The 24019-nt window shown below is 71.0% G+C and carries 23 protein-coding genes and 1 pseudogene; 15 read left to right on the top strand and 9 right to left on the bottom strand.

Going from position 1 to position 24019, the window contains the following annotated elements:
* Position 1 precedes the first annotated feature (1 nt).
* Together ABZ622_RS16270 and ABZ622_RS16265 are read left to right on the top strand one after the other, a co-directional pair.
* Entirely contained in the window at positions 2-538 is a 537-nt protein-coding gene (locus ABZ622_RS16270) for a VOC family protein (RefSeq protein WP_360543539.1), read from the top strand.
* Positions 531-1334 (top strand): MerR family transcriptional regulator, encoded by an 804-nt coding sequence (locus tag ABZ622_RS16265; RefSeq protein ID WP_360543537.1) that lies wholly within the window; start codon positions 531-533, stop codon positions 1332-1334. The genes ABZ622_RS16270 and ABZ622_RS16265 overlap by 8 nt, the downstream gene beginning before the upstream one ends.
* 49 nt (positions 1335-1383) lie before the next feature.
* Here ABZ622_RS16265 and aac(6') read toward each other — a convergent pair whose 3' ends face one another.
* Positions 1384-1857, bottom strand: coding sequence for an aminoglycoside 6'-N-acetyltransferase (gene aac(6'), locus ABZ622_RS16260; RefSeq protein WP_360543535.1), 474 nt, complete (start codon positions 1855-1857; stop codon positions 1384-1386).
* 71 nt (positions 1858-1928) lie between these two features.
* Here aac(6') and ABZ622_RS16255 point away from each other — a divergent pair.
* From ABZ622_RS16255 to ABZ622_RS16220, 8 genes and pseudogenes are all read left to right on the top strand, one after another.
* A pseudogene (locus tag ABZ622_RS16255) lies at positions 1929-2325 on the top strand (hypothetical protein); the annotation flags it as partial.
* 355 nt (positions 2326-2680) lie between these two features.
* Positions 2681-3448 carry a helix-turn-helix transcriptional regulator gene (locus tag ABZ622_RS16250; RefSeq protein WP_360543533.1) on the top strand — a complete coding sequence of 256 codons (768 nt, stop codon included), beginning with the start codon at positions 2681-2683 and terminating at the stop codon, positions 3446-3448.
* A gap of 16 nt (positions 3449-3464) precedes the next feature.
* The gene (locus ABZ622_RS16245) at positions 3465-4658 is read left to right on the top strand and encodes a M20/M25/M40 family metallo-hydrolase (RefSeq protein ID WP_360543531.1); all 1194 of its coding nucleotides are present in this window, start codon (positions 3465-3467) and stop codon (positions 4656-4658) included.
* 137 nt (positions 4659-4795) lie between these two features.
* Entirely contained in the window at positions 4796-4969 is a 174-nt protein-coding gene (locus ABZ622_RS16240) for a hypothetical protein (protein WP_360543529.1), read from the top strand.
* An 84-nt stretch (positions 4970-5053) separates the two neighbouring features.
* Positions 5054-6796 carry an asparagine synthase-related protein gene (locus ABZ622_RS16235; protein ID WP_360543527.1) on the top strand — a complete coding sequence of 581 codons (1743 nt, stop codon included), beginning with the start codon at positions 5054-5056 and terminating at the stop codon, positions 6794-6796.
* Between the two features lie 77 nt (positions 6797-6873).
* Complete coding sequence (locus ABZ622_RS16230) at positions 6874-7086, top strand: hypothetical protein (protein ID WP_360543525.1); 213 nt, start codon at positions 6874-6876, stop codon at positions 7084-7086.
* A complete protein-coding gene (locus tag ABZ622_RS16225) occupies positions 7083-7499 on the top strand; it encodes a lasso peptide biosynthesis B2 protein (RefSeq protein ID WP_360543523.1) in 417 nt (138 codons plus the stop codon). Before ABZ622_RS16230 ends, ABZ622_RS16225 begins: the two co-directional genes overlap by 4 nt.
* A gap of 186 nt (positions 7500-7685) precedes the next feature.
* Positions 7686-9572: an ATP-binding cassette domain-containing protein gene (locus tag ABZ622_RS16220; RefSeq protein WP_360543521.1), complete on the top strand. Its 1887-nt coding sequence runs from the start codon at positions 7686-7688 to the stop codon at positions 9570-9572.
* A 354-nt stretch (positions 9573-9926) separates the two neighbouring features.
* Here the strand turns inward: ABZ622_RS16220 and ABZ622_RS16215 are convergent, their stop codons facing one another.
* On the bottom strand, positions 9927-10397 hold the full coding sequence (locus tag ABZ622_RS16215) for an ATP-binding protein (RefSeq protein ID WP_360543519.1): 471 nt from the start codon (positions 10395-10397) through the stop codon (positions 9927-9929).
* 134 nt (positions 10398-10531) lie between these two features.
* Between ABZ622_RS16215 and ABZ622_RS16210 the strand changes: the two genes are divergently transcribed.
* From ABZ622_RS16210 to ABZ622_RS16200, 3 genes are all read left to right on the top strand, one after another.
* Positions 10532-11389, top strand: a complete 858-nt coding sequence (locus ABZ622_RS16210; RefSeq protein ID WP_360543517.1) for a helix-turn-helix transcriptional regulator — start codon at positions 10532-10534, stop codon at positions 11387-11389.
* Positions 11386-11691 carry a DUF397 domain-containing protein gene (locus ABZ622_RS16205; protein ID WP_360543515.1) on the top strand — a complete coding sequence of 102 codons (306 nt, stop codon included), beginning with the start codon at positions 11386-11388 and terminating at the stop codon, positions 11689-11691. Before ABZ622_RS16210 ends, ABZ622_RS16205 begins: the two co-directional genes overlap by 4 nt.
* A 325-nt stretch (positions 11692-12016) precedes the next feature.
* Positions 12017-12919 (top strand): helix-turn-helix domain-containing protein, encoded by a 903-nt coding sequence (locus ABZ622_RS16200; protein WP_360543513.1) that lies wholly within the window; start codon positions 12017-12019, stop codon positions 12917-12919.
* A 57-nt stretch (positions 12920-12976) separates the two neighbouring features.
* On the opposite strand, the gene ABZ622_RS16195 is transcribed toward ABZ622_RS16200, so the two are convergent.
* Positions 12977-13510, bottom strand: a complete 534-nt coding sequence (locus ABZ622_RS16195; protein WP_360543511.1) for a hypothetical protein — start codon at positions 13508-13510, stop codon at positions 12977-12979.
* Between the two features lie 176 nt (positions 13511-13686).
* Here ABZ622_RS16195 and ABZ622_RS16190 point away from each other — a divergent pair, with 176 nt between their 5' ends.
* Entirely contained in the window at positions 13687-14334 is a 648-nt protein-coding gene (locus ABZ622_RS16190) for an HAD family hydrolase (protein WP_360543509.1), read from the top strand.
* Between the two features lie 109 nt (positions 14335-14443).
* Here the strand turns inward: ABZ622_RS16190 and ABZ622_RS16185 are convergent, their stop codons facing one another.
* The 5 genes from ABZ622_RS16185 to ABZ622_RS16165 all read right to left on the bottom strand — a co-directional run bounded on the left by ABZ622_RS16185 (position 14444) and on the right by ABZ622_RS16165 (position 22453).
* Positions 14444-15136, bottom strand: a complete 693-nt coding sequence (locus ABZ622_RS16185; RefSeq protein WP_360543507.1) for a hypothetical protein — start codon at positions 15134-15136, stop codon at positions 14444-14446.
* 251 nt (positions 15137-15387) lie between these two features.
* Positions 15388-15813 carry a hypothetical protein gene (locus tag ABZ622_RS16180; RefSeq protein WP_360543505.1) on the bottom strand — a complete coding sequence of 142 codons (426 nt, stop codon included), beginning with the start codon at positions 15811-15813 and terminating at the stop codon, positions 15388-15390.
* A 154-nt stretch (positions 15814-15967) separates the two neighbouring features.
* Positions 15968-16951 carry a helix-turn-helix domain-containing protein gene (locus tag ABZ622_RS16175; RefSeq protein ID WP_360543503.1) on the bottom strand — a complete coding sequence of 328 codons (984 nt, stop codon included), beginning with the start codon at positions 16949-16951 and terminating at the stop codon, positions 15968-15970.
* Between the two features lie 339 nt (positions 16952-17290).
* On the bottom strand, positions 17291-20821 hold the full coding sequence (locus ABZ622_RS16170) for a hypothetical protein (protein ID WP_360543501.1): 3531 nt from the start codon (positions 20819-20821) through the stop codon (positions 17291-17293).
* A 147-nt stretch (positions 20822-20968) separates the two neighbouring features.
* The gene (locus tag ABZ622_RS16165; protein ID WP_360543499.1) at positions 20969-22453 is read right to left on the bottom strand and encodes a penicillin-binding protein 2; all 1485 of its coding nucleotides are present in this window, start codon (positions 22451-22453) and stop codon (positions 20969-20971) included.
* Between the two features lie 392 nt (positions 22454-22845).
* Between ABZ622_RS16165 and ABZ622_RS16160 the strand changes: the two genes are divergently transcribed.
* Complete coding sequence (locus tag ABZ622_RS16160) at positions 22846-23094, top strand: hypothetical protein (protein WP_360543497.1); 249 nt, start codon at positions 22846-22848, stop codon at positions 23092-23094.
* Positions 23095-23126: 32 nt separating this feature from the next.
* On the opposite strand, the gene ABZ622_RS16155 is transcribed toward ABZ622_RS16160, so the two are convergent.
* Positions 23127-23972, bottom strand: coding sequence for an LLM class F420-dependent oxidoreductase (locus ABZ622_RS16155; protein ID WP_360543495.1), 846 nt, complete (start codon positions 23970-23972; stop codon positions 23127-23129).
* Positions 23973-24019: the final 47 nt, after the last annotated feature.

The following is a 24019-nucleotide window of genomic DNA, read 5'->3' as shown; positions in this document are numbered from 1 at the left end:
CATGAGCGACTACTACAACGCGTTCGAAATGAGCCCCGTACCCACTCCCGGCCCGGATGCGGTTCCGCCGGAGCTGTTCCGTGGCATCTATGGAATGCCCGCTTTCGCGACGATCCCCACGACCGACCTGGCGGCGTCGGTGGACTTCTGGACTCGTGGGCTCGGGTTCTTCGAGCTGTTCTCCATCCCCGGAACGCTGGTGCATCTGCGCCGATGGGCGTTCCAGGACGTACTCCTCGTCACGGCGTCGGACGTTCCGGAGCAGGCACCGGCGATGAGCCTCAGTTTCTCGTGCGTGCTCAGCCAGGTCGATTCCCTGGTGGACGCCTGCCGTGCGCTGCGCCCCGGCTCGGTCGACGGTCCGCGGGACACCCCCTGGAACACCCGCGATGTGGAGGTGATCACCCCGGAGAACGCACGGATCGTTCTCACTGCGGCGAAGCCCTTCGATCCGGCCAGTCAGGAGGCGCGGAATCTCGAAGCCATCGGCATCACCCCACCGAGCACCGGTCGCGGCGACAATCAGGAGCATGCCTGATGCCACTGACGCCGATGGTCTGCCCGTCGGCCAGGTCTCGACGCGCCTGGGCGTGACGGTCCGCGCGCTGCACCACTGGGACGAGATCGGTCTCGCGCGACCGTCGCTGCGCACGGCTGCCGGATACCGGCTCTACACCGCTGGTGATCTGGAACGCCTGCACCGCATCGTCGTCTACCGCGAGATCGGTCTCGGCCTGGACCGGATTCGGGCCGTCCTGGACGACTCGACCACGGACGTACCCGGTGCGCTGCGCGCGCAGCGCACCCAGGTCGCGGAACGGATCGAACGCCTCCAGCAGCTCAGCACCGGACTGGACCGGATGATCGACGCCCACGAGCGCGGCCTGCTGCTGACCGCAGAGCAGCAGGCCGCGGTCTTCGGCCCGCAGTGGGACCCGGACGGGCCCGCCCGAGCCCGTCAGCGCTGGGGAGACACGACGCAATGGCGGCAGTACGCCGAACGCTCGGCCGCTCGCGGTCCGGAGGAATGGCAGGCCATCGCCGACGCCGTCGCCGCCCTCGACCGCGCCCTCGGGGATGCGATGGACGCCGGTGTCACACCTGGCAGCCCGGAAGCGCATCAGCTCGTCGAGCGGCACCGCGAAGTCTTTGCCTCGTACTTTCCCCTCACCAGACAGATGCAGGTCTGTCTCGGCCGCATGTATGAGGCCGATCCGGCGTTCGCCGCCCATTACGACGGCATCCGCGCCGGCCTCGCCACGTGGTTCCGTCACATCGTCGACGCCGAAGCGCGCGCCCACGGCATCGACCCCGACACCGCGACCTGGCAGTAGGGCGCGGTGCCGGAGGCGTCCGCCAATGGGCCCCGGATCACGGGGGAGTTCAAGCCAGCTCATCCGCGAGCAGGTCCATCAGCAGGCCGTCCTGCCAGGCGCCGGTCCGCTGGTCGCGCCCGTACGCCCGCATGATTCCCACAGGCTTGAACCCGACCTTGCCGTAGCAGCGGATCGCTGCGGAGTTGGCCGCGGCGGGATCGATGGTCAGCCGGTGATGACCGCGTTCCCGCACCAGCCAGCGGGCCATCGTGCGCACCGTATCGGCGCCGAGGCCCTTCCCGTGGTGCCTCGCCGTCAGGAAGATGTCGATGCTCGCGTGGCGGAACTCCGGATCGGTCTCCTCGTCGAACTGGACGGCACCGATGACCTCACCGTCGAAGACGACGGCCAGCATGTCCTCGTAGTCGTCCGGGGGCGACCACCACGCCGCGACTTCCGGTTCCCTCACGACTCCTTCGAGGATCTCGGCATCGCCGTCGGCCACCGGCCGCAGCACGATCTTGTCCCCACGCAGCTCCATGTCCTCATTCTCCCCGAGGGGGGTGTGTCGGACTCGGTGCGCCGCGACCGGGGCTCGGCACGTTCGGGCGCATGACGCTGCGTTCGGTGGATCTGCGTAAAGAGCCTGTGGAAGCCGTACTGGACCATGTGGATCGGTCGCTGGACGTGCACCTGGAGCGCAGGACCGCGGTGCGCAAGGGTCGGTCTGTGGGGGCGCGTACGGACCGCGGTACGTGGGTGCGTGTCGAGCGGCGGGGGCTCGACCGGATCGGGGTTCAGGGAGGGGGCGGCATCGCGTCCGCGGAGGGCCCTGCGCGGGGTCGCCGAGCCGGCCTGGTTCTCCGGGGTCGCGTGGCGGGACGAGGCGGAGCCGGTGATGTGGCGGGCGGACGAGACGGAGCTGCTGCCCAGGTCGCCGGTGGGCAGCGCCGTGTTGGCGGAGGATCCGCAGCTGTCCGAGGAGTGGTGGACCGCGATGAATGCCTCCTGGACGTCGACACCCACGAGCAGCCCTGACCGGACGCTTGCGGTGGCGCAACGTCGGTCTGCGCGGCGAGTTGTCCGACAGCCGTCCCGGCCCCAGCCGGCGCGGCCGTAATGGCGAGCGCAACGCGCTGTTCACCGACTCGCTCGCGCAGCGGAGAACGACCGTCTCCTCGAACGGCTGCGACATTCCGGGAGAACGTCACGGCACTTCCGGTCCAGGGCCGTCCCTCGCCCTGACCAGACGCCTCGTCTGCCGGCTCGCACCTTCCGCGAAGGGCTGGCGAGGGCCTGCCGTACCGCCGGTGGGGCGGGGAAGAATGCGGGTACACACCGGTCGATGGGGAGGGGCGGTGTCCGTGGCCAGCAGTACGGACTCGGCGCTCAGGCGAGCCCGGCTCGCGCTGAACATGACGCTGGAGGAGGCCGCCGACGCCTTGAACGCGATCACCGGCGGTGCGACGGACGCGAGCCTGATGAGCGCGTGGGAGTCCGGCCGGCGCCGTACGGGCAAGCGGAACCGGGCCGGCCTGTGCCGGCTGTACCGCGAACGCCCGGAGGTGCTGTTCGTCCACCAGGATGGCGCGGCCACCAGCGTGCTGGAGAGCACCGGCACGGCCGTGGTCGTGAAGGTTCTCACCCGCTGGACCGACCTGGTCGAGGCGATGGTGGATGTCGCCGCCGGGGCGCGCGAGCAGCTGGTCGTCACCGGCAGCCGGTCGCGGGAGAACGCGTATCTGGCGGCGATCGAGACGGCTGTGGCTCAGCACCCGGACCTGGTCCACTACCGCGTGCTCTACGGGCCGCCGCGGCACCGGGTGCTGGCCGACCACCTGCTGCGACTGTTGGAGCTGCGCGACCCGTCCGCGCGTCGCAACGGCGTCAAGACGCTGCATATCGGGATGGTGGAGCCGACCGAGGCGCTGGAACGGTTCTTTGTCGCTTCCGAGACCGCGGCGGTAGTGCCGCTGCCGTCCTTCCATGGGGCCGAGGGGTTCGACTGCGGCGTCTCACTCGGTCGCGAAGGTGCGGTGGGCTTGGTACAGCATGGCCGGGAGGCGTGCGCGTCCGCACGGCCGGTGGAGACGATCGACGCCGTCCGCGCGCTGCCCGTACGGCGCAACTGACGTGGTGGGGAGAAGCATGAGCGAGAACCTTCAGCAGGCCGCCCAGGGCCGTGCGGCGTCCGTGGTCGAGCTCGCCCAGGAACTGGTCCGTCGGCCCAGCCGGGCCGGGATCGACGACTATGGACCTGTCCTCGGTGTGCTGGAAGACTGGCTCACCGCCCGCTGTGTGCCGAACCGCCGTCTACTCGACGACGCCGGGCACCTGGTGGGGCTGCTTGCGGAGATCCCCGGTGGCCGGCCCGGCCCCTGGTGGTCGCTGGATGCGTGCGTGGACACCGCCCCGTACGGCGACCGGTCCGCCTGGTCCTTCCCTCCGGCTTCCGGCGACGTTGTGGACGATTGGCTTCTCGGCCGTGGCAGCGCCGACTCCAAGCTCGCCGCGGCCATGTTCTGCCACATCGCCGCCGACCTGATGCCCCGCGCCGCTGACCTGCATGGCGGGCTCGCCGTGCTGTTGGACGTGGATGAGCACACCGGCGGCTTCGGCGGTGCCCGTGCCTACCTCGCCGATGAGGCCGCGGCCCGCCCGGCCGGGGTGATGATCGGCTACCCGGGTCTGGACGACCTCGTGATCGGGGGGAGGGGCCTGTGGCGGGCGTCGATCGCCCTGTACGCCCCTTCCGGGCACTCCGGGTCCAGCAAGACCGTGGTCGGCGCGATCTCCCGGGCCGCCCACCTCGTGCGGCTGCTTGATGCTGCCGAACTGCCCGGCGTCGACGGGGCTTCGGCGTTCCCGTTGCCGCCGAAGCTGTCGGTGACCTCCTTGCACGGCGGCCAGGGCTTCTCCGTCACCCCCGATCGGTGCGACCTCAACGTCGATGTCCGCACCACCCCTGGCTTCGACGCGCACGACGCGGAGAACCTCATCCGCAAGGCCGTCGCCGAGCTGGACGCGGAGATGCCCGCTCCTCAGCCGACCGAGATCAGCCCGGTCGCTTCCTGGCCGCCCTTCCGCCTCACCGACGGCGAGGAGCCCGCCGCCGCCCTGCTGGGCGCGGCGGCCGAGGTGGGGCTGACGCTACGGGCGAAGACCGCGGGGCCGTCGAACATCGGCAACCTGCTGGCGGCCGAGGGCATCCCGGCCACCGCCGGCTTCGGCGTGCCGTACGAGGGTTTGCACGGCACCGACGAGCGCGCCCATCTCGCGGAGCTGCCCCAGGTTTACGCGGTCTATCACCGGGCCGTGCTCAGCCTCCTTCGAGCGGGCTGACATCCCAGGCGCGTCCCAGGTTTCTCCCAGATCCACTCCCAGCAAGTCCCCATCTTCGTCTCTGGGAGAAGATCTTCGAACGCGGTGACATGGAGTCAGCAACACCTCCACATTCACCGATGACAAGGGAGCCGGTCATGACCGAGCAGACCACCACCGCCACCGCCATCATCCAGCCCGCCCAGGACAAGCCCGTCGCGGCGCCGCGCGTCACCTTCGCACCGCAGATCAGCGTCCACCTGGTGGCGACCCTGACCCTGGGCCGCCAGACGTTCAACGACTCGGACAAGGCCAACTACTTCGAGGGCTGACAAGCCCGCAGGACCTGACCGAGCACCCCGGGGGCCGACCGCGCGGCAGTCGGCCCCCGGGCGCGTCACAAGGGAGGCGAACAGATGGACCAGGAGTGGATGACCGGCGGCACCGCCGCCGTGGATGGATTGACGATCAAGGGGCTCGACGGCGTCCGCCGGGCGGCGGCCGCACGGGTGCGCGCGGCCGCCGAAGAGCCGATCGCCCTCGCGATCGTGGGCGACTGCCCCGCAACGGAGAAGGAGCTCCATGCAGCCCTTCCGGCCGTACGGGCAGGGCGGTGGGACGCGCTGACTCGCTGGCCGGGCTCGTACTGGGTGGTCGCGGACGACGGTCGGCAGCGGTTCGTGTGCGGAGACCTGGCCGGTTTGCGGGCCGTCTATTGCACACTGCGCGGCGAACAGGCGGCGTGGGCAACCGAAGCCCACCTGCTGGGGCGCCCGCTCGTGCCGGACTTGCCGTGGCTGGCGGCCCGGCTCGCGGCGGGTGAACACCAGTGGCCGCACCGCACCCCGTACGAGGGTATCCGGCTGGTGCCCGGTGGGTTCGGGGTGCTGCTCGCGCCCGGGGCGCCGCCGCAGCTCATCGGCATCGCCGGCATCGAGCCGGTGGACGAGCTCCGCGAGGGCGCCGACCGGTTCGGGCAGGTGCTCACCGACGCCGTCCAGCACCGGGTCCGCACCACGGGCGGGGTGGTAGGGGCGGACCTGTCCGGCGGGCTGGACTCCTCCGCAGCCGTCGTCCTCGCCGCCGAAGCCGGAACCGTGCACGCGGTCACCTACACCGACGGCTACACCAGCGGCGAGGACATGGCCTTCGCCTCCCGCGTCGCCGAGCACACCAGGATCGCGCACACGGTGGCCACCGGAGGCGACAAGCAGCTGCCCTTCGGCTTCCCCACCGGGCAGCCGACCGGGACCGAACCGGTGCTGGAGGCGGCGAATTACGCCATGGACGCCTGCTACCTCCAGCCGGTGCGCTCCCTGCCGCTGCACCTGACCGGGCACGGCGGCGACATCGTCCTGGACGCCTCCAGCTCCTGCTGGGTCCGCCTTCTGCAGGACGGCCGACGGCGCGAAGCCCACCGCCAGGTTGTGGCGTTCGCCCGGCTGCGCAACGCCGCGCCGGGCCCTCACTGGAAGGCCCTCAAGCAGGCCGCCGATCTGGGCCGGAGCGGCTCCCTGGAGCGTGCCGCCGAGGCTCTGGAATGCGGGCCCATCACGCCCGAGGCCACAGTGGCCGGCTGGTCATGGTGCCGCCTCGGCGCCGGGGCGTCCTGGCTCACAGCGGACGGCCGCCACCAGGTCGCCGCGCTACTGCGGCAGGCCGCCCGCGACCAGCAGCCGGAGGACGCGGACGAGTTCGACCAGTGGGCTGCCCTGCGGTCGGTGGGCGCCTCCGCCCGCGGGTGTGCACCGTACAGCCACGCACTCGGCGTGAACCCGGTACACCCCTACCTCGACAACCAAGTCGTCCGCGCCGCGTTCGCCGTCCCGGCCCTTGCCCGACGCGGGCTGGTCACGTACAAGCCGCTGCTGCGGGCCGCCCTTCCTCAGCTGCCCGACTGGCTCACCTCCCGGCGCTCCAAGGGATCGTTCACCGCCCAGCGCATCGCCGGGCTCGCCCGGCACCGGAACCGGCTCGACGAGCTGATCGCATCGAGCGCGCTCGCGAACAGCGGTCTCATCGACCCCGCGGCCGTCCGTACCGCTCTCGCGCAGGCGGCCCGGGGCCAGAGCGGCACAGTGATCGCCGAGCTGCACCAGCTGATCGTGACGTGCTCGTGGCTGACCGGCCAGAAGACCGCACCGGAGACGGCATGCTGACCCCCGCACCTCATGTCCACCACGCCGCTGGCCCTCATGGCACGGCGGTGCTCGACGTTCGGCGCGGGAGGTGGTTGATGCTCGATGCGGACGCCTCCCGCATCTGGCACGCTGTCACCGTCCGCGGTGGCACGATCGGGCTCGCCGACGAGATCGCCGTCCCCGCCGGCCAGGACCCGCAGCAGGTCATCGGCCAGATCACCGTGTTCATCGACGAGCTCGTGGCCCTCGGCGTGCTCGTCGACACCGACAGGCCCCGGCGAGTGCGGCGAAGGTGGTGGCGTCGATGACGGTCATGGTTCCCACCGCCCGGCCCACCGCCCCGGTCCGCGAGCGGCTGGTGGCCGTCGTCGCCCTCGCGCTCTCCCTGGCCGTGAGCCGGCTGCCGCTGCGGGTGCAGATCGCGGCCGTCCGGCTGCTGCGCGGCCTGCCGGACGCGCGCCTGTCCCGGTTGGAGGCGCTCCACACGGCGGTACTGGCGGTGACCCCCTCGTGGTGGCCGGGCCGAATCGCGTGCGTGGAGATCAGCCTCGCCACCGTCATCGCAACCGCCCTCACCGGCCGCCGCTCCCGCTGGGTCCTCGGCGCCCGGTTCCTCCCCGACGCCGCGCACGCCTGGGCGGAGGTCCCCGAAGGGGCGGTCGGCCGCGACATCGGCGACGCCGTCGACCGGCCCTGGATGCCGGTCGTGGCCGTGCCGTAACGGCTCCCCGGCCCGCCGTGGTCCGGGGCCAGGCCCGAGCCTCCCCGTCCCGGACCACGGCCTCACTCGAACGAGTGAAAACCTGGGGGCATCGCTGACGGCCGGGTGAGGGCGACCAGGCGCAACGAGGGATGTGCGGAACAATCCCGTTGCCCGGCTGCCTGGTTCGGCGCCCTCATGGGGCTCGTGAGTTCTTCCGTGTCCTCCCCGCCCGCCGTCGTGGCCGGCCAGCCGCCGGTCATGCGTCTCGGCTCCGGCCGACACTTCGAGGCAGGCGTCAACCTGTCCGCCGCCGCGATTGCGCGCCGCTTGCCGTCCACCCTCGCCCAGGCCGCCCAGCTCGGCCGGCGCACCGACCGCCGTGCCGTCCTGGCCCTGCTGGCCTGCCAGATCGGCGCCGCCGCGCTCACCGCGACCGCTCTTGCGGCCACGACCCGTGTGCTGGCCGCCGTGTTCACCGGGCCCGACATCGCCGCTGGGCTGCGCGAGAACCTGACCGCCGTGATGGTGCTCGCGCTCGCCGCCTCCGGCCGCTACCTACTGGACGCCGCGGCCCGCGCGTCCGCCGCCCGACTCGCACCGAAGGCCGTACGCGAGGCCGACTTGGAGGTCATCACCGCAGCGACCGCCGCCGAGCTGGTGGCGTACGAGGACCCGGACTTCGAGGACTCCCGCGCCGCCGCCTCCGACGGCGCGGAGAAGGCCGGTGCCCTCATCCTCGACGCCCAGCTGCTGACCTCGGCCGCCGCGCAGATGGCCGCCGCGGCGACGGTCGTGACCGTGCTGCATCCGATGATGCTGCCCTTGCTCGTCGCCTCTGTTGTCCCGTGCGCCTGGGGTGCCGTACGGGGCGCGCGGGTCGAGCACGCCGCCCACCACCGCAACCTCGCCGACTCCCGGCTGCGGAACGTGTTCCGCTCGTACACCACCGAGCGGAACACCGCCGACGAGGTCCGCGCGGGAACCATGGCCGACTTCCTCATCCGCCAGTACCGCATCGTCTCCGGCCGCCTGGAGGCCGAACAGCTCAAGGCCACCCGGCAGGCTCTGGTGGTCCAGGGCATCGGTGACGCGCTCACCGCCCTTGGCACCGCCGCGACCTGGGCCGTGCTCGTGCTGCTCGTGGCCACCGGTCGCATGGAGCCGGCCGCCGCGGGGACCGCCGCCCTGGCGGTGCGGACCTCCGGGGTGGCTCTGGCCACCACGGTGCGGGCCGGGGCCCAGCTGTTCCGCACCTCGCTCTCGCTCGACGACTGGGCCCGGTTCCTGGCCGTGGCCAAGCGGTGGACGACCCGCCGCGGCTCTGCCCCGGTCGCCGAGGACGGGCCGCAGATGATCACCGCCGCGGGCGTCTCCTTCACTTACCCGGGTGCCGACCGGCCCGCGCTCGACGGCATCAACCTGGACCTCAAGCGCGGTGAGGTCATCGCCCTGGTGGGCGAGAACGGCGCAGGCAAGAGCACCCTTGCCCGGGTACTGACCGGCCTGTTCCTCCCCACGGCGGGCTCAGTCCGGTGGGACGGGGTGGACCTGGCGGACGTCGACCCGGCCGACGTGCTGTCCAAAGTGGCGCTCGTCCCACAGGACTACACCCGCTGGCCGCTGGCCGCCCGGGAGAACATCACCCTCGGCCGGCCCCGCCCCGAAGGCGACGCCGCCGTGCACGCCGCCGCCGAGGCGGCCGGCGCCGACAGCGTCATCGCCGCACTACCCCATGGGCTGGACACCTCCCTGGCCCGCTCCTGGTGGGGAGGCCACGACCTGTCCGGCGGGGAGTGGCAGCGCGTCGCAGTCGCCCGCGCCTTCCACCGCGACGCCCCTGTACTGGTGATGGACGAGCCGACCGCCGCGCTCGACGCCCGCGCCGAGCACCGGATTTACACCCGGCTCAAGGCCCTGGCCACCGGCCGGGCCACGGTCTTCATCACCCACCGTCTGGCCAACACCCGACTCGCCGACCGCATCATCGTCCTCGACCAGGGCCACGTCTCCGAGATGGGCACGTACGAGGAGCTGATCGAACAGGCCGGTGGCTTCTTCGAGATGGTGAAATTGCAGGAGGACCGAAACTGATCACCCTCCGGGCTGCTTTCCCCGCTGCGGGGCCTCAACGCCCCATCACCACGCCCCCGGCACCTTCGACGGAGTCGTACGCACCGAAGCCATCATCGCCATGCGCCTCTGACACGACCGCCTGTTTCCCCGTGCCCGCCCTCCTCCTGCGAGACCATGATCCCGCCGCCCGGAGGACGATCCGGAAATTCGCCAGCCAGCAGGCCGAGACGGCACGCTCCCTCTTCCGCGCCCTGAGTATCGCTCTCCGCTCGGCCATAGTGCCGTTCCACAACACTTCCTCGGAGGGCGTGCGGGGGCGACCTCGGCGCAGCAGCGAAGCTGCGGACTGGGGCTTGAGTCAACTCGCGTCCATCAGATGGCAGTAGAGCGCGTTTCGGAAAGAACGAGGGCCTGCGGAGCTTGCTGGGCCTCCATGACGCACTCCGCCCAGACTGTCTTGCCGACGACCCGGTCCTTCACGCCCCACGACGTCGCCAGCGCCGCGACCAGGTGCAGGCCGAACCCCGATTCGGCGCCGGGACGGGAGGGCCGGACCTCCGGCCCCCGTTCGCCCCGCGCGTCCGACACCTCGATACGGAGCGTGTCCGCGAGGGCGATCAGCCGCAGCTCGAAGTCCCGCCCCGGCACGAGCCCGTGCAGCACCGCGTTGGCCGCCAGCTCGGACACGATCACCGTGGCGTCGTCGGACAGCTCGCTCCCGTACGGCACGCCCCACTCGTCCAGTTGATGTGCGGCGAGCCGGCGGGCCAGCCGGGCGCCTCGACGGGTGGCGCTGAAGCGTTGGACGAACTCTGCGCCCGCAAGGGTGATTTCGGCGTTCATGTGACTCAGCGTGTCCGGTTGCTCGTACGCTGACCAGGAGTGACACCACGACGCCGAGCAGTTGTACGGGCACGCCCGGTCGGCTGTACGGGGCGTCGGCCGTGACCGGGTGGACAGAGAGCGGTGCGGGACACATGGAGAAGGAAGTGCGGCCCGAGCGGCCGGTCGAATCGGACGGAACGGCGCACCTTTTCAGGGCGCTCGGCAAAATGATCAAGGTGCTGCGCGAGCGCGCGGGCATGAGCCAGCGGGAGCTGGCCGTCGCCACGCACTGCGGGGAGGACCTGATCTCCGCGATGGAACGGGGGGTACGGACGCCTCAGCCGGAGTTCCTGGAACTCGCGGATGGCGTGCTCGGCGCGGGTGGCCTGCTCCGGTCGACAATCGGGGAGGTGCGGGAGGCGCTGACGAAGGCCCGTACGCGGCATCCGGAGTGGTATCGCGGCTACGCGAATCTGGAGGCCACTGCATCGCAGATCTACGACTACAACAACCAGGCTGTGTCCGGGCTGCTCCAGACCGAGGCGTACGCCCGAGCACTCTTCACGCAGTGGCGGCCGCTGCTCAGCGAGGAGACCATCGAGAAGCGGATCGCCGACCGGCTCGACCGGCAGAAGATCTTCGAGCCGTGGCCCTCCCCGACATTCCACTTCATCCTGGACGAGAGCGTGCTGATGCGCCCCATCGGGGGCCGCGACGTGCATCGGGAGCAGTTGCAGACGCTCCTGCGCATCGGCCGTCTCAGGACGGTGGAGCTCCAGCTGGTGCCGCTCGATAGCACCGAACAGCCCAGCATTGACGGCCCGTTCACCCTGATCACCCCCAAAGGGAAGCAGCAGCTCGCGTACCTGGAGATTCATACATATCCGAGGCTCATCACCGAGCCGGAAGAAGTCCGGGTGCTGGCCATCCGCTATGGAATTATGCAGTCGGTGGCTCTCACTCCGGGGGAGTCCTTGGCCGCGATCGAGAAGATGCTGGGAGAGCGATGAGCACCGGGCAACTGAACTGGTTCAAGAGCAGCTACAGCAGCGGCGGTGGGGGCAACTGCATCGAGGTCGCCTACGAGTGGCGCAAGAGCAGCTACAGCAGCGGCGGGGGCGGCGAGTGCGTCGAAGTCGCTGCCCACTGGCGCAAGTCCAGCCGCAGCAGCGGCGAGGGCGGCAACTGCGTCGAGGTCGCAACCTGCCCCACCACCGTCCACGTCCGTGACTCCAAGAACGTCCAGGGGCCCCAACTCGACGTCGCCCCCGGCGCCTGGGCGGCATTCGTCTCGTACGCGCAGCAGGGCTGAGCGCCCTGCTGCGACCGGCGTCCGCCGGGTCGTGACAGCCGCGACCCGGTGGACCGCGACGCGGCTGACCGGGACGCGGTGGGCCGCGACGTAAAAGCTTTTAAGTCTTTGTCTTGAGGACGTACGAAAAACCCGACCCGACCCGTCTCTGTAACCTGCGGGCCCCCGTCACTCGCGCGGGTGACATCGGGCAACTCAGCTGGATTTCGGGGCAGCTTGCGGGCATATGCTCACGCCAACACAACCCCACACGTACGTCGGCCCTCGGCCGGGACTAGAGATCCCGAACGAGGGCCTGACCACCTAGGAAGACTCAACCTTCCCGATGGATACACAGCAGGTTAGCGTGCCCGCACGCTCCGCGCCCTCCGTTCGCGAGGGCGGGTCGCCGACGTCCGGCATCCGCCACGTCAACACCCACCAGACCAGCCGGTTCACGATCATCGGCAACCACCTCGCCCAGCACCGCGAGCTGTCGCTGCTCGCGATCGGGCTCTCGACATACATCCAGTCGCTGCCCGCCGGGGCGCGGATCGGCATCAAGAAGCTCGCCGAGCGCTTCCCCGAGAGCGAGGCCCGTATCGCCGCCGCGTTACGCGAACTGGAGGCCCACGGCTACCTGAGCCGTACCCGCGAGCGACTGCCCAACGGCCGTGTCGTCACGCGTACTTGCTCCTACAACCAGCCGGGCGGCACCGCACAAAGGCACCCGGCCCAGGCCCCGGCCCCGGCCCCGGCCCGCAAGCCGTGCCGCCAGGCACCCGCGCCCATGGCCGCCATGCCGCTGCAAACCCCCGCGTCGACGCCCACGCCCGCGCCACCGCCTCCGCCGCTCCCCCAGCCCCGCAACCCGCTCCCCCAGTACCTGCGAGCCGCCACCGCGCTGCTCACCGATCTCCACCTGCACGCGGCCGAGATCACCCTCACCGAGAAGGACGTCGTCCTGCTCGCCCCCGCCGCCGCGACCTGGTTCGAGCGTGGTGCCACGCCCGCCGCCCTCCGGCACGCCCTCACCCACGATCTCCCCCAGCCCCTCAGGCGCCCCGCGAAGCTCCTCCGGCACCGGCTCACGGCCCTGCTGCCGCCCCCGCCGACCCCGGATCACCCCACCGTCCCACTCCAGAACTGCGACCGCTGCGACCGGGCCTTCCGCTCCTCCACGCCGGGCGACTGCCGGGAGTGCGCGGCCGATCGTCACCGACTTCCACCGGTCTCCGCACAGGGCTGAACACACCCGCACCGGGCCGCGGGAATCCACGACCCGGTGCGGGGCGAGCCGTCCGGATCAGACGGTCGGGGAGGCCGAGAACGTCGTGTTCCGGTAGCCCTTGCCGTCCTTGTCCCAGTCCAGCTGGAGGAAACCATCGGCGAGGTAACGGCCGGACCCGGCCGCGTACTTGAGGACACCGGTCGTGTAACTGCCGTTGCCCTTGTAGTCACCGTGCTCAAGGCGGGACTTGATGCCGGTGTAGTTGGCCCACTTCACGACCTTGTCGGGGCCGGACACACTCTTCTTGGTCTGAAGGTGGAAGCGGGCGGCGTCGAACTCGCTGGGGCCGTCGACGAACCAGGCCGGCCCGTCCCAGCTGATCTTGGCGTAGGTGTAGATGTTGCCGCTGGACCGCTTGGCGCAGAGCTGCACGCTGAAGTCGAAGTTGTCGGCGTAGACGCCGCCGTACGCCGGGTTGTCGACGGAGTGCTTGCTGGTGGTGCAGTGATAGCTCGCGGCGGCGGCCGGGCCTGCGGTGGCCACCATGGCACCGCCGAGCACTGCGGTGGCGGCCACTATGCCGGTTATCATGCGGGAAGTCGTGTTCACGGCTTTTCCTTCATCAGAATTCCCAGCGGGAGAGCGTCCGCGAGCAGAACTTCGCGTCGGCCCGCTGTGAGCTGGTGGTGGGGGGCGGAGTGCCGGGCACGCTACCAAAGGGGCCGGATCACCGTGACGTCGGCCCGACCGGGTGCGGCCTGCGCCGGTCTCCGTATCCTGACCGGATGTTCACCACCCCTGAGCTCGTCATATTCGACTGCGACGGCGTACTCGTCGACAGCGAACGGATCGCCGTACGCATCGAGGTGCAGATCGGCGCCGAGCTGGGATGGCCGCTGACGGCGGACGAAGTCATCGAGAAGTTCGTGGGCCGGTCGAACAAGTCCATCGGCGAGCTGGTCGACGCCCGGCTGCCCGGCAAGTCCGCCGCCTGGCAGCAGCGCTACGAGGCCCTCCACCGCGAGGCGGTCGACCGTGAACTCGTCGCGGTGGAGGGGATCCACGAAGCGCTGGCCGCCATCGCGCTCCCCACCTGCGTGGCGTCCAGCGGCAGCCACGAGAAGATGCGCCACACCCTGGGCCACACCGGGCTATACGCGCACTTCGAGGGACGCATCTTCAGCGCCACCGAGGTCGCACACGGAAAGCCCGCCCCCGATCTCTTTCTCCACGCGGCCCGGCGGATGGGGGTCGCCCCCGCCGCCTGTGTGGTCGTCGAGGACAGCAAGTACGGCGTGCAGGCCGCCCGTTCGGCCGGAATGCGGGCATTCGGCTACGCGGGCGGCCTGACTCCGGCGCACTGGCTGGAAGGTCCGGACACCGTGGTCTTCGACGACATGCGCAAGCTGCCGTCGCTGCTGTCCGGGCGCTGAGAGTCCCGGCCGCGCCCGGGAGTACGGGGTACGGAGCGCCGCGTACCGGAAGCCTGGAGGCGTCCGGTCGCGGCCCGTCGCTCCCCATGCCGCGCGGCGCTCCGGACCGTCACCACTCGTCGTCGTGGCCGATCACCCGGAAGCTGCCCACGACGCCGTTGTCGAGGAACCCGCCGCCCTCGACGGTACGGGCCGCGACACCGTACGTGCTGCCATGGGGGCCGACCGTGGCGACCGGGGCACCGCCGTCACAGGCGAACCCCCGATAGACCTCGACGACGTTCCGGCTGTCGTTGAAGATGCTGAAGCTGCTGGAGCCCAGCCCGCTGGCCGCTGAGATGCAGCCTTCCGAAAAGCCGGAGTACGACCGCTCGTTGAAGTAGATCCGCTCCCCCTTCTTCCGGTCGTAGCCGCGATCGCGCCCGCCCCGGTCGCCGCCCTCGTCACCGCGCCCGCCCCGGTCGGAGCCCTCGTCGCCGCCCTCGTCACCGCGCCCGCCGTGGTCGGAACCCTCGTCACCGCGCTCACCGCGGTCGGAGCCCTCGTCACCGCCGCCCTTGTCCCCCCGGTCTCCCTCGTCCCCCCGGTCCCCCTTGGCCTCCGTTCCGCTTTCGCTGCTGAGGGGGGACGGTGCGGGAGCGGCCTGCCGGGCGGGCGGGGCGGCCTGGTGGACGGGCTGCTCGGCCCGCCCGGCGGCCGGTGCGGCCTGGGTGGATCCGTCGGCCGAGGCATAGGTGATGCCGGTGGCAAGGACCGCAGCACTGACTACGCCGGCGGCCGCGATGAAGGTACGCGAGGGCATGGCACTTCTCTCCGTCTCAGAGACGCCGACCGGACGGCCGACCTGCGGCGAACGTACCGAGGGGTTACATACCTGTCATTTCGGACAGGCCCAGGGCGTGACGCCACAGGACCGGTCGGGTGGGGAGAGGGCGTTCAACGCATATCCATACGGCTGTGGCTGTTGTGACCGTGCCGCCGGTCAAGCCGCCGCCGCTGCCCGGAAGCCGAGCACTCCGGCCCCCGGGCGGGCTGTCGGCCCCGGGCCTGGCGTCAGCAGTTGCGGACCGACCAGACGGGGCTCCAGCCGATGGCGCTCTGCTCGCGGGCGGTGCTCTTCCTCAGCACGTTGCCGCCGCTTCCGTAGAACGTGGCGACCGTGCCCTTGGTCTGGTTGTTGTCGAAGAAGCCGTCGCCCTCGAAGTTGGACAGGGAGTACTTGTTGCAGGTCTTGAGGGAGTACACCTTCCACTGGCTCTTCGTGTAGTCCCACACGCTCAGGCACAGGTTCTCGTACGCGCACTGCGAGGGCGTTCCGTCGGGGTAGTACTTGTACGGCGCGGCCGGCGAGATGGACGGCGAGACCGCAGCGATGCGACTCGTCGGTGTGTCGGCCTGGGCGGGCACGGCGACAGCGCCCATGGCGATCACCGAGGCCAGCGCGGTGGCTGCGCCGAGTGCGGAGTATTTGACGCGCATCTGGGTGAACTCCTCTTGTTGGCGGCCGAGTCGACGGCCGGCTCCCGTGCGGTTCCCCAGCAGTCTGTGGCGGCGCAAGAACGGTGCGCGCGTCGTTTTGGGCCCAGCCAAATCGTTGGTCCGCACCGTACGGAAGAGGCCCGGGGCAGCGGCGTCAGCAGCCGTCGAGCAGGCGGCGGCCCAGCGGCGTCGCCGTGTGCCGGACCCGTCTGCCGTCCCGGCGGCTCGCGACGAGTCCGCCCTCGCGCAGCACGGCCAGCTGCTGGCTGACGCTCGGCAGGGACAGCCCGGTCGCTTCGGCGAGTTCGGAAGTGGTGCCGCAGATGCGCACGGCGGCCTCGTACAGAAGCGCGGCGCGGGCCGGGCCCAGTAATCGGGCCAGCGAGGCCGGGGAGACGTCGGGCGGGGCGGTGGTCCGGTCGACCGGGTGGATGAGCACCGGACACAACCCGTCGTCCGCCAGAGTGATCGGCTGCCGCCAGCAGAAGAACGACGGGACCAGGAGCAGGCCCCTGCCGTCCAGGTGCAGATCACGCTCCACGGGATAGCTCACGGTCAGCACGGGCGGCTCCCACACCGCCATCGGCCGCAGACTCTCCAGCAGCGCCCGTGTCCCGCCGTCCACCAGTGCTCGGGTGCGCAGGGCCGTGTCCGCCGTCGTGGCGGCGCCGATGTGGTTCCACAGCGGGGCGATGAACTCGCGGTGGTAGGTGTGCAGGTTCCGGCCCAGGGCGGTCAGCGCCGCGAGGTCGCCCCGGGCCAGCTCCGGGCCCGCCCATGGCCGGACGCCGCTCGCCGACAGCAGGGCCAGTTCGTGGCGGAGCCGGTGTTTCGGGGTGGCGAGCACCCGGTCGATGCCCGAGCGGAGGTCGTCGGGGCCGTCGTCCACGGGCGGGGTGAGGAAGTCCGGGAAGTAGGCGGCGCGCGGCACCAGGCCGCGCAGCGCCGATGCCGCCTCCCGGGCGGGCCCGCCCCGGCGGAGCAGTCCGCGCGCCGCCTGCCGCCACGGGTCGAAGGCGAGGGCCCCCTCGGGGTTCTGGAGGCGGCACAGGCTGCACACGATCTCCCACAGCGGGTCGGGGCGGCGCGCGATGCGGACGTTCTCCAGATCTCTGCCCGTGAAGTGGATACGCAGCATGGCTTCCCCCCGTTGGCCACCGACGATCGGCAGAAATCCTGGCACGCGGGGGACTCCGGTCCACGGCGGCGCGACGGAAGGACAGACCCGCAGACGAGCAGACCAGCAGACCCACAGGACGACCGGACGGCCGAACGGGCGGACGGCCGAACGGGCGGACGAGCGGACGAGCGGACGGGCGGACGAGCGGACGAGCGGACGGGCGGACGAGCGGAGGACGGGACGACGGGACGACGGGACGACGGCGTAACAACGGGGCGGGCGGGACGACGTAACGACAGAACGGCCGGGCGTCCCCGTGTCAGGGGATGCCCGGCCGTCGCGTTCGGCTCGCCGTTGTCAGCGGGCGACCGCCTTGGTCGCCTTGCTGGTGGCGGAGCCACTGGCGTGACCCGTGCGGCGGGCGGTCACCTTCACGGTGATCTTCTTGCCGCGCTGGGCGGACTTCAGCGTCAGCGAGGACTTGGTCGCGCCGGAGATCGCCTTGCCGTTGGCGTACCACTGGTAGGCGTACGAGATCGGGGCGGGCGTCCAGCTGCCCTTCGCCGCCTTGAGGGTGCGGCCCACCTTCGCGGTGCCGGAGATCGTGGGCTGCTTGGTGGCCTTGGGCGCACTGCCCGTGGCGACCTTCACCGAGGCGGGCGTCGTGGAACCGTCGGCGTGACCGGTGCGGTGGGCCGTGACGGTGATGGTGACGTACTTGCCGAGCAGCGATGCCGGGACGGTGTACGTGGACGAGGTCGCGCCCTTGATCGCCTTGCCGTCGGCCTTCCACTGGTAGCCGTAGGAGGTCGCGGAGGGCGTCCAACTGCCGCTCGTGGTGGTCAGCTTGGCACCGACCTTCACGGTGCCGGTGATCTTCGGGGCGGTCGTCACCCTGGGCGCCGCGCCCTTGGCGACGGTGAGCGCCGCCGAGGCGGCCGGGACGTCCGCCGTGCCGGTGCGGCGGGCCGTGACGGTGACGCCGATCTTCTTGCCGAGCAGCGAGAGCGGGACGGTGTAGGCGGATGCGGTCGCGCCGGTGATCGGCTGCCCGTCGGCGTTCCACTGGTAGGTGTACGACGTCGAGGTGGGGGCCCAGGTGCCGGGGGACGCGGTGAGGCGGTCGCCGACGCGGGCGGTGGTGCCGATCGACGGCGATGCGCTGTTGCGGAGCGGGGCCGGGGTGATGGTGAAGTCACCCTTGAGGTACTGGGTTCCGCCGTGCGTGATGACGCTCAGCCCCCAGGTGCCCTCGGTCTCGCCGGTCAGGTCGAGCTCGGCGGTCAGAGTGCGGCGGTCGGGCGAGACCGCGACGGTGGTCGCCTCGATCCGCCGGCCGAGGACGCTCAGCACGACGCGGTCGTCCTGGTGCAGGGCGGTGCCGGTGACCGTGACCGTCGTCCTCGTGCCGGAGACGCCGGTGGTCGGGGCGACCTTGGTGACGGCGACCCGCTCCAGGCCGCAGAGCCCCGAGCAGACCGCCTGGGCCTTGTACGAGGTCTTCGACGCGTTCTCCGGCAGGGAGAGGACCAGGATGCTCGGGGTGAGCTCCCTGGAGTACCGCTCGATCACCGAACACGAGTAGCCGCCGGGGGTGCCGTACACGCAGCCGTTGTCGAGGCTCGGGTCGTACAGCGCGGGCACCGCCGTTTCGGTGGCGCCGGTCGTGTCGCTGATCTCCATCTTGAAGCGGTCGCTGTACGCGGTGGGCAGCGCGGCGCAGACGGCGGTGTGGTCCTCGTCGAGGGTGCCGGTGACCGGGCCGTACCCGTAGGCGATGCTCGCGACCTTCTCGCACTCGGCGGCCGGTCCGTCCGGGCCCGCGATGCGCAGGGCGTCGAAACGGTACGAGTCGGGGGCCTTCAGCGTCGCGGGGACGGTGACCATGACCTGGTAGTGGGTGGAGCCGGTGACGGCGCACGCCTGGTTCTTGTTGCACAGGGCGGTGCCGTCGGCGCCGTACACGACGACGTTGGCGGCGCCGAGCGGGTCGCGGACGTCGATGTGCAGGGTGTCCTTGGCGTCGGCGGTGGTGACCTGGCGGCAGCGCAGCTCGCCGGGGGCGCCCATGGTGCCGCCGGTGGACGGGCCGCCGGGCTTCGTCGCGGGGTTCGCGGCGCAGCCCTTGGCGGTCGTGGTGACGTCGCGACGGGCCAGGACGTATTCGGCGGGGGCGTCGCGGCCGGTGACCAGCACGGTGTGGGCGACGCCCGGGGTCAGTGCGCAGGTCGTCCAGGAGGAGGTGGAGGCGCGGGCCGAGCAGATCTGCTTGCCCTGGACGTCCAGGACGGTGAACTGGGCGAGCGACGTGGTGCCGGGTGCGGCCCGGAGCTGGATGTTCTCCTGGGTGCTGTGGTCGTCCGCCGGAATGCTCAGGCAGCGCGAAAAGACACCGTCGCCGGTGGTGACGCGGGCGGTCGGGCCGGTCTCGGTGAAGTCGCCCGCCGGGAAGGCCGGGCAGTCGCCCGCCGCGTCGGTGCGGTGCAGGACGAGCGTGTACGGGCCGGTCGGCTTCGAATCGCTGGTGTTGGAGACCAGCGCCCGGAAGGGGGCCCTGCCGGTGAGTCCGCAGGTGCCGTCGGTGAGGCGGGACGGGTCGCAGCGCTGGACGCCGTCGGCGTCGACGACGGTCACGTCCGGGTGGGGCGCGGGCCCGTAGAGGGGCTCCAGCGCCGCCAGCCGGGCGCCCTCGGGCAGCGGCAGGGACAGGCAGTCGATCTCGCCGCCCGAGGTGAACTGCGACGTGTGCACGCCGAGTTCAACCGGCTCGCAGCCGGTGGTGGCGGACTGGTCGACGACGAGGGTGGCGGCGTCGGTGTAGACGGTGTACTCACCGGCGGCCGGGAGGGTGCAGACGTTCCAGGTCTCGCAGGCGGTCCTGCCGTCCCGGTCGTACACCCGGAGCGCGGAGCGTACGCCGTCGTGGACCGCGTACGCGTCGTAGCGTCCGGCGGCCGGGGCGGTGAAGGTGCGGCAGCCGTGGGCCGGATCGGCGGCCGTGGGGCCGGAGTTGAATCCGTTCAGCGCGGGGTGGATGCAGCCGGCCGGGTCTGAGATCCGGCGGACGGCGAGGGTGTACTCGGCGGGGAAGCCGTGCTCGGCCTCGCTGACCTGCGAGAGGACCCGGTAGGGGCCGTCGCCGGGCAGTACGCAGCCGTAGCTGTCGTCCTCGTTGAAGTGCGGGCAGATCCGGGCACCGGTCTCGTCGGTGATCCAGGACAGGCTCTGGCCGTAGGAGGTCGTCCGGATGGTGTTGGTGATCCGCTCACCCGGCCGGCCAGCGAACGGCTGGCACTGGATGGCGGTCGGACCCGCTGCCGAGCCGACGACGGGCGCGGTGTCCCAGGAGGTCCCGGTCTCCGGTGCGCAGCCCTCGGTGGTGGCGAGGGGGACGACGGCGACGGTGGGCCTGCTCGTCTCGGACCAGTCGTTGAACAGCCGGAGCGTGAACTCGCCCGAGCGGGGCAGCCGGCACCAGCCGGCGCCCCACTCGGGGTCGTAGCAGTCGATCTCCGTGCCGCCGTCGAGGACGGAGGCGTACGTGCTGCCGTTGGCGCCGCCGACGACCAGGACCTTGTGCAGCCCGGCGGCCTTCGCCGTGAACGTGAAGCAGGCCGTGGTGTCGCCCGGGATCGTCGGCCTGCCCTCCGCCGGTGCGGCCTCTCCGAAGCCGGAGAGCGGCAGCACGGCACAGTCCTCGTCGGCCGGGGCGCCGGCCGGGGTGCCGGCCGGGGTGCCGGCCGCCGTCGCCACGGGGGCGTACGCCTGCGCTGCCCCTGCCGGAATCAGCAGCGGGAGCAGGACCGACAGTGCGAGCAGCAGCGCGGCGTACGCCGCCGGTCTCCCGGATCTCGGCGATCTCGCCGCCGTGCGTGGGTAGCTGGGCATTCCGTTCCCCCGGACCGGTGAAGTGGGTGCTTCTGCCGGGGCTCTCACGAACGGCGCACGCACGCTGGATCGGCCCGGAACACAAGCGAGATGTGTGCGACTCGTAAAGAAGATCGCACACGATGATCGCACATGCGTCCGGGGTTGCTACTTGCTCAGCACCGCCTTCATCACGCTCTTCGCGATCGGCGCGCCCAGCCGACCGCCGGAGATGTCGGAACGGGAGATGTCCATGTCCGTCGGGTCGATGAACACCGCGACCGCGACCGATCGGCCGTCGGAGTTCTTGCCGTACGAGACGAACCAGCCGTACGGCACCTCGTCGTTCACATTGACGCCGCGCTGCGCCGTGCCGGTCTTGCCGCCGACCGTGACGCCGTCGATCAGGGCGCGCTTGGCGCTGCCCTCCTTGGCCGTGAACTCCATCATTTCCTGGACCTTCTTCGCGGTCTCCTCGGACACGGCCTGGCTCTTGAGCTTCGGCTCGTTCTTCTCCAGGACCGACAGGTCGGGGCCGCGCAGCTCGTCGACGATGTACGGCTGCATCAGCTTGCCGTCGTTGGCGAGGGCGGCGGTCACCATCGCCATCTGCATCGGCGTACTGGTGAGGCTGCCCTGCCCCATGCCCGTCAGCGCGGTACCGGGCTTGTCCAGCTTCTTCGGGTAGAGGCTCTTGGTGGCGAGCATGTCGCCGAACTCCTCGGAGTAGACATCGGCGTTGAAGCCGAACTTCTCCGCGGTCTCACGCATCTTCTCGTCGCCGACCTTGGACGCCGCGTCGAGGAAGACGTTGTTGCAGGAGTACTGCATCGCGGTCTTCATGGACGCCTTGTTGCAGACCGCGTCACCGGCCTCGCTGCCGATCTTGTTCGTGGAGAGCGGCAGGGGGTACGGGGAGACGGCGTCGGTCCGGGCGTCGACATCGGAGACCACGCCGTTCTCCAGGGCCGCGGCCGCCGTGAGGATCTTGAACGTCGAGCCGGGCGGGAAGGTCTCCCGCAGCGGGCGGTTGGCCAGCGGCTTGCTCTTGTCCTTGACGAGCGCCTGGAACTTGTCGCCCTCCTTGAACGAGTTCCCCGCGAAGACGGACGGATCGTACGAGGGCGTGGAGACCAGGGCCAGGACCTTCCCCGTGTTCGGCTCCAGCGCGACGACCGCGCCCCGCGCCTTGAGGTCGGTCAGACCCTTGTAACCGGCCTTCTGCGCCTTCGGGTCGATCGTGGTGATCACGGAACCGCCGCGCCGCGGCTCGCCGGTGATGACGTCCTTGGCGTGCCGGAACGCGAACCGGTCGTCCTGGCCGCTGAGGATGCTGTCGTATGTCTTCTCCAGCAGGGACATGCCCTGCGACTGGGAGGCGTAGCCGGTGATGGGGGCGTACATCGGGCCCTGCTTGAAGGTCCGGCGGTACTTGAAGTCCGTCCCCTCGACCGCCTTGGAACCGGTGATCGCGTCGCTGCCGACGATGATGTCACCGCGCGGGGTCGCGAACTGGGCGATCTTCACCCGGCGGTTGTTCTCGTGATTGGCCAGCGGCTCGCTCTTGACGAACTGGATCCAGTTCGCCCGCAGCAGCAACGCCATCACCAGCAGCCCGCAGAATATGGCTATGTGCCGCAACGGCCTGTTCATCCTGATCCACTCCCGCGCTCACGAACATTCGATCCCTAGTAGAGAAAGATGCCGAACACGGGCAAAAGGTTGCACCCGTATCCGTACGTGATGGCGGCAGTGGGCGAGCCCGGTGCAACGGCTCAGGTGGAGCCGCCGGCCTCCGTCCCGCAACACCGCGTTGGCCGAGGACGAGGTGCAGACCGTGAGCTCGACATACTTGTTCTCGCTGTAACTCAGGTTGTACCCGCCGGTCGTGAAGGCGGCGGTTCCGCTGCCGCGGACGTACAGCTTGGCGACCGTGGCCCGGCCGTTGCCGAAGTTGTCGGTGACGTCGAGGTGCTCGGCCGACAGGGACTTCGCCCTGGACCGAAAACCCCCGGTCCGCCGCCTACGCGATCCTGCGCACCGGGGTGCTTCCGCGCTGGACCGGACACACCTCGTACGCCGTTGCGGCCGTCAACCTGGCGTTCGTCCCCTCACTGTTCTTCGGGACGGACGCCGCCGACTTCTACAGCGCGGTCGGCCGGGGCAACACCGCCCTGACTGCGGCCCTGCTGGTCTACTGGGCCTTCGCTGTCGGCATCGGCATGCTCCGGAACCGCCCGCGCGGCTGCCCGGGGAGAAACCGGACGTCGGAGCTGCTCGGAAAGGACTACTGAGGCTCGGGCGGCCCCGGCCGGGGCGGAGCCCGTCACAGATGGTCCGCGTACGCGTCCAGCGTCCGCAGCACCTCCGCCTCGCCGGCCGGGGGCAGTTGCAGGACGACCTCCTCGATGCCCAGCTCCGCGTAGTGCGTCAGCTTGCCCGCGCTCGGGAGTACCGCGTACGGAACGATCCGGAGGTGCTCCGGGTCGCGGCCCTCCGCCTTCCATGCCTCGCGGAGCTTCGGTACGGACTCGGTCAGGCCGCGGCCGCCGATGGGGAGCCAGCCGTCGGCGTACTGGGCGATGTGGGCGAACAGCTTCGGGCCGGCCGCGCCGCCGATCAGGGTGCGGGGGCCGTTCACCGGACCGCGGGGGCGCTGGACCGGCTTCGGGTACGCGTGGCTGGCCCGGACCGAGCCGAACTCGCCCTTGTACGCGGTGGGTTCGTCCGCCCACAGGGCGCGCATCTGGGCCATCCGGTCGCGGACCAGGTCGCGGCGGGCCGGCCAGTCCACGCCGTGGTCGGCGGCCTCCTCGACATTCCAGCCGTAGCCGACGCCCAGCGTGAAGCGGCCGCCGGAGAGGTGGTCCAGGGTGGCGATCTGCTTGGCCAGGCCGATCGGGTCGTGCTGGGCGACGAGTGTGATGCCGGTGCCCAGGGTCAGGCGCTCGGTGACGGCGGCGGCCTGGGCGAGCGCGACGAAGGGATCCAGGGTGCGGGCGTACTCGGGCGGGAGTTCGCCGCCCATCGGGTAGGGGGTGTCCCTGCTCACCGGGATGTGGGTGTGTTCGGGCAGGTAGAGCCCGGCGAAGCCGCGCTGTTCGAGCTCGCGGGCGAGCCGCAGCGGCGTGATCGTTTCGTCGGTGAGGAAGATCGTTGTGCCGATCCGCATACGAGGACACCTCCGTCGTGATCCGGTGAGGGCCCCAACGTATGCCG

Source organism: Streptomyces sp. NPDC007164 (assembly GCF_040634135.1).
Lineage (GTDB): Bacteria > Actinomycetota > Actinomycetes > Streptomycetales > Streptomycetaceae > Streptomyces > Streptomyces sanglieri.
This window is presented reverse-complemented; position numbering and strand designations above follow the sequence as displayed.

What these genes read in the sequence shown, in the direction of transcription:
- ABZ622_RS16200 (WP_360543513.1), top strand. Translation starts at nt 12,017, where the DNA reads ATGGATACACAGCAGGTTAGCGTGCCCGCACGCTCCGCGCCCTCCGTT.
- ABZ622_RS16240 (WP_360543529.1), top strand. Translation starts at nt 4,796, where the DNA reads ATGACCGAGCAGACCACCACCGCCACCGCCATCATCCAGCCCGCCCAG.
- ABZ622_RS16190 (WP_360543509.1), top strand. Translation starts at nt 13,687, where the DNA reads ATGTTCACCACCCCTGAGCTCGTCATATTCGACTGCGACGGCGTACTC.
- ABZ622_RS16270 (WP_360543539.1), top strand. Translation starts at nt 2, where the DNA reads ATGAGCGACTACTACAACGCGTTCGAAATGAGCCCCGTACCCACTCCC.
- ABZ622_RS16235 (WP_360543527.1), top strand. Translation starts at nt 5,054, where the DNA reads ATGGACCAGGAGTGGATGACCGGCGGCACCGCCGCCGTGGATGGATTG.
- ABZ622_RS16175 (WP_360543503.1), bottom strand. Translation starts at nt 16,951, where the DNA reads ATGCTGCGTATCCACTTCACGGGCAGAGATCTGGAGAACGTCCGCATC.
- ABZ622_RS16265 (WP_360543537.1), top strand. Translation starts at nt 531, where the DNA reads ATGCCTGATGCCACTGACGCCGATGGTCTGCCCGTCGGCCAGGTCTCG.
- ABZ622_RS16245 (WP_360543531.1), top strand. Translation starts at nt 3,465, where the DNA reads ATGAGCGAGAACCTTCAGCAGGCCGCCCAGGGCCGTGCGGCGTCCGTG.
- ABZ622_RS16205 (WP_360543515.1), top strand. Translation starts at nt 11,386, where the DNA reads ATGAGCACCGGGCAACTGAACTGGTTCAAGAGCAGCTACAGCAGCGGC.
- ABZ622_RS16185 (WP_360543507.1), bottom strand. Translation starts at nt 15,136, where the DNA reads ATGCCCTCGCGTACCTTCATCGCGGCCGCCGGCGTAGTCAGTGCTGCG.
- ABZ622_RS16215 (WP_360543519.1), bottom strand. Translation starts at nt 10,397, where the DNA reads ATGAACGCCGAAATCACCCTTGCGGGCGCAGAGTTCGTCCAACGCTTC.
- ABZ622_RS16170 (WP_360543501.1), bottom strand. Translation starts at nt 20,821, where the DNA reads ATGCCCAGCTACCCACGCACGGCGGCGAGATCGCCGAGATCCGGGAGA.
- ABZ622_RS16165 (WP_360543499.1), bottom strand. Translation starts at nt 22,453, where the DNA reads ATGAACAGGCCGTTGCGGCACATAGCCATATTCTGCGGGCTGCTGGTG.
- ABZ622_RS16180 (WP_360543505.1), bottom strand. Translation starts at nt 15,813, where the DNA reads ATGCGCGTCAAATACTCCGCACTCGGCGCAGCCACCGCGCTGGCCTCG.
- ABZ622_RS16230 (WP_360543525.1), top strand. Translation starts at nt 6,874, where the DNA reads ATGCTCGATGCGGACGCCTCCCGCATCTGGCACGCTGTCACCGTCCGC.
- ABZ622_RS16225 (WP_360543523.1), top strand. Translation starts at nt 7,083, where the DNA reads ATGACGGTCATGGTTCCCACCGCCCGGCCCACCGCCCCGGTCCGCGAG.
- ABZ622_RS16155 (WP_360543495.1), bottom strand. Translation starts at nt 23,972, where the DNA reads ATGCGGATCGGCACAACGATCTTCCTCACCGACGAAACGATCACGCCG.
- ABZ622_RS16210 (WP_360543517.1), top strand. Translation starts at nt 10,532, where the DNA reads ATGGAGAAGGAAGTGCGGCCCGAGCGGCCGGTCGAATCGGACGGAACG.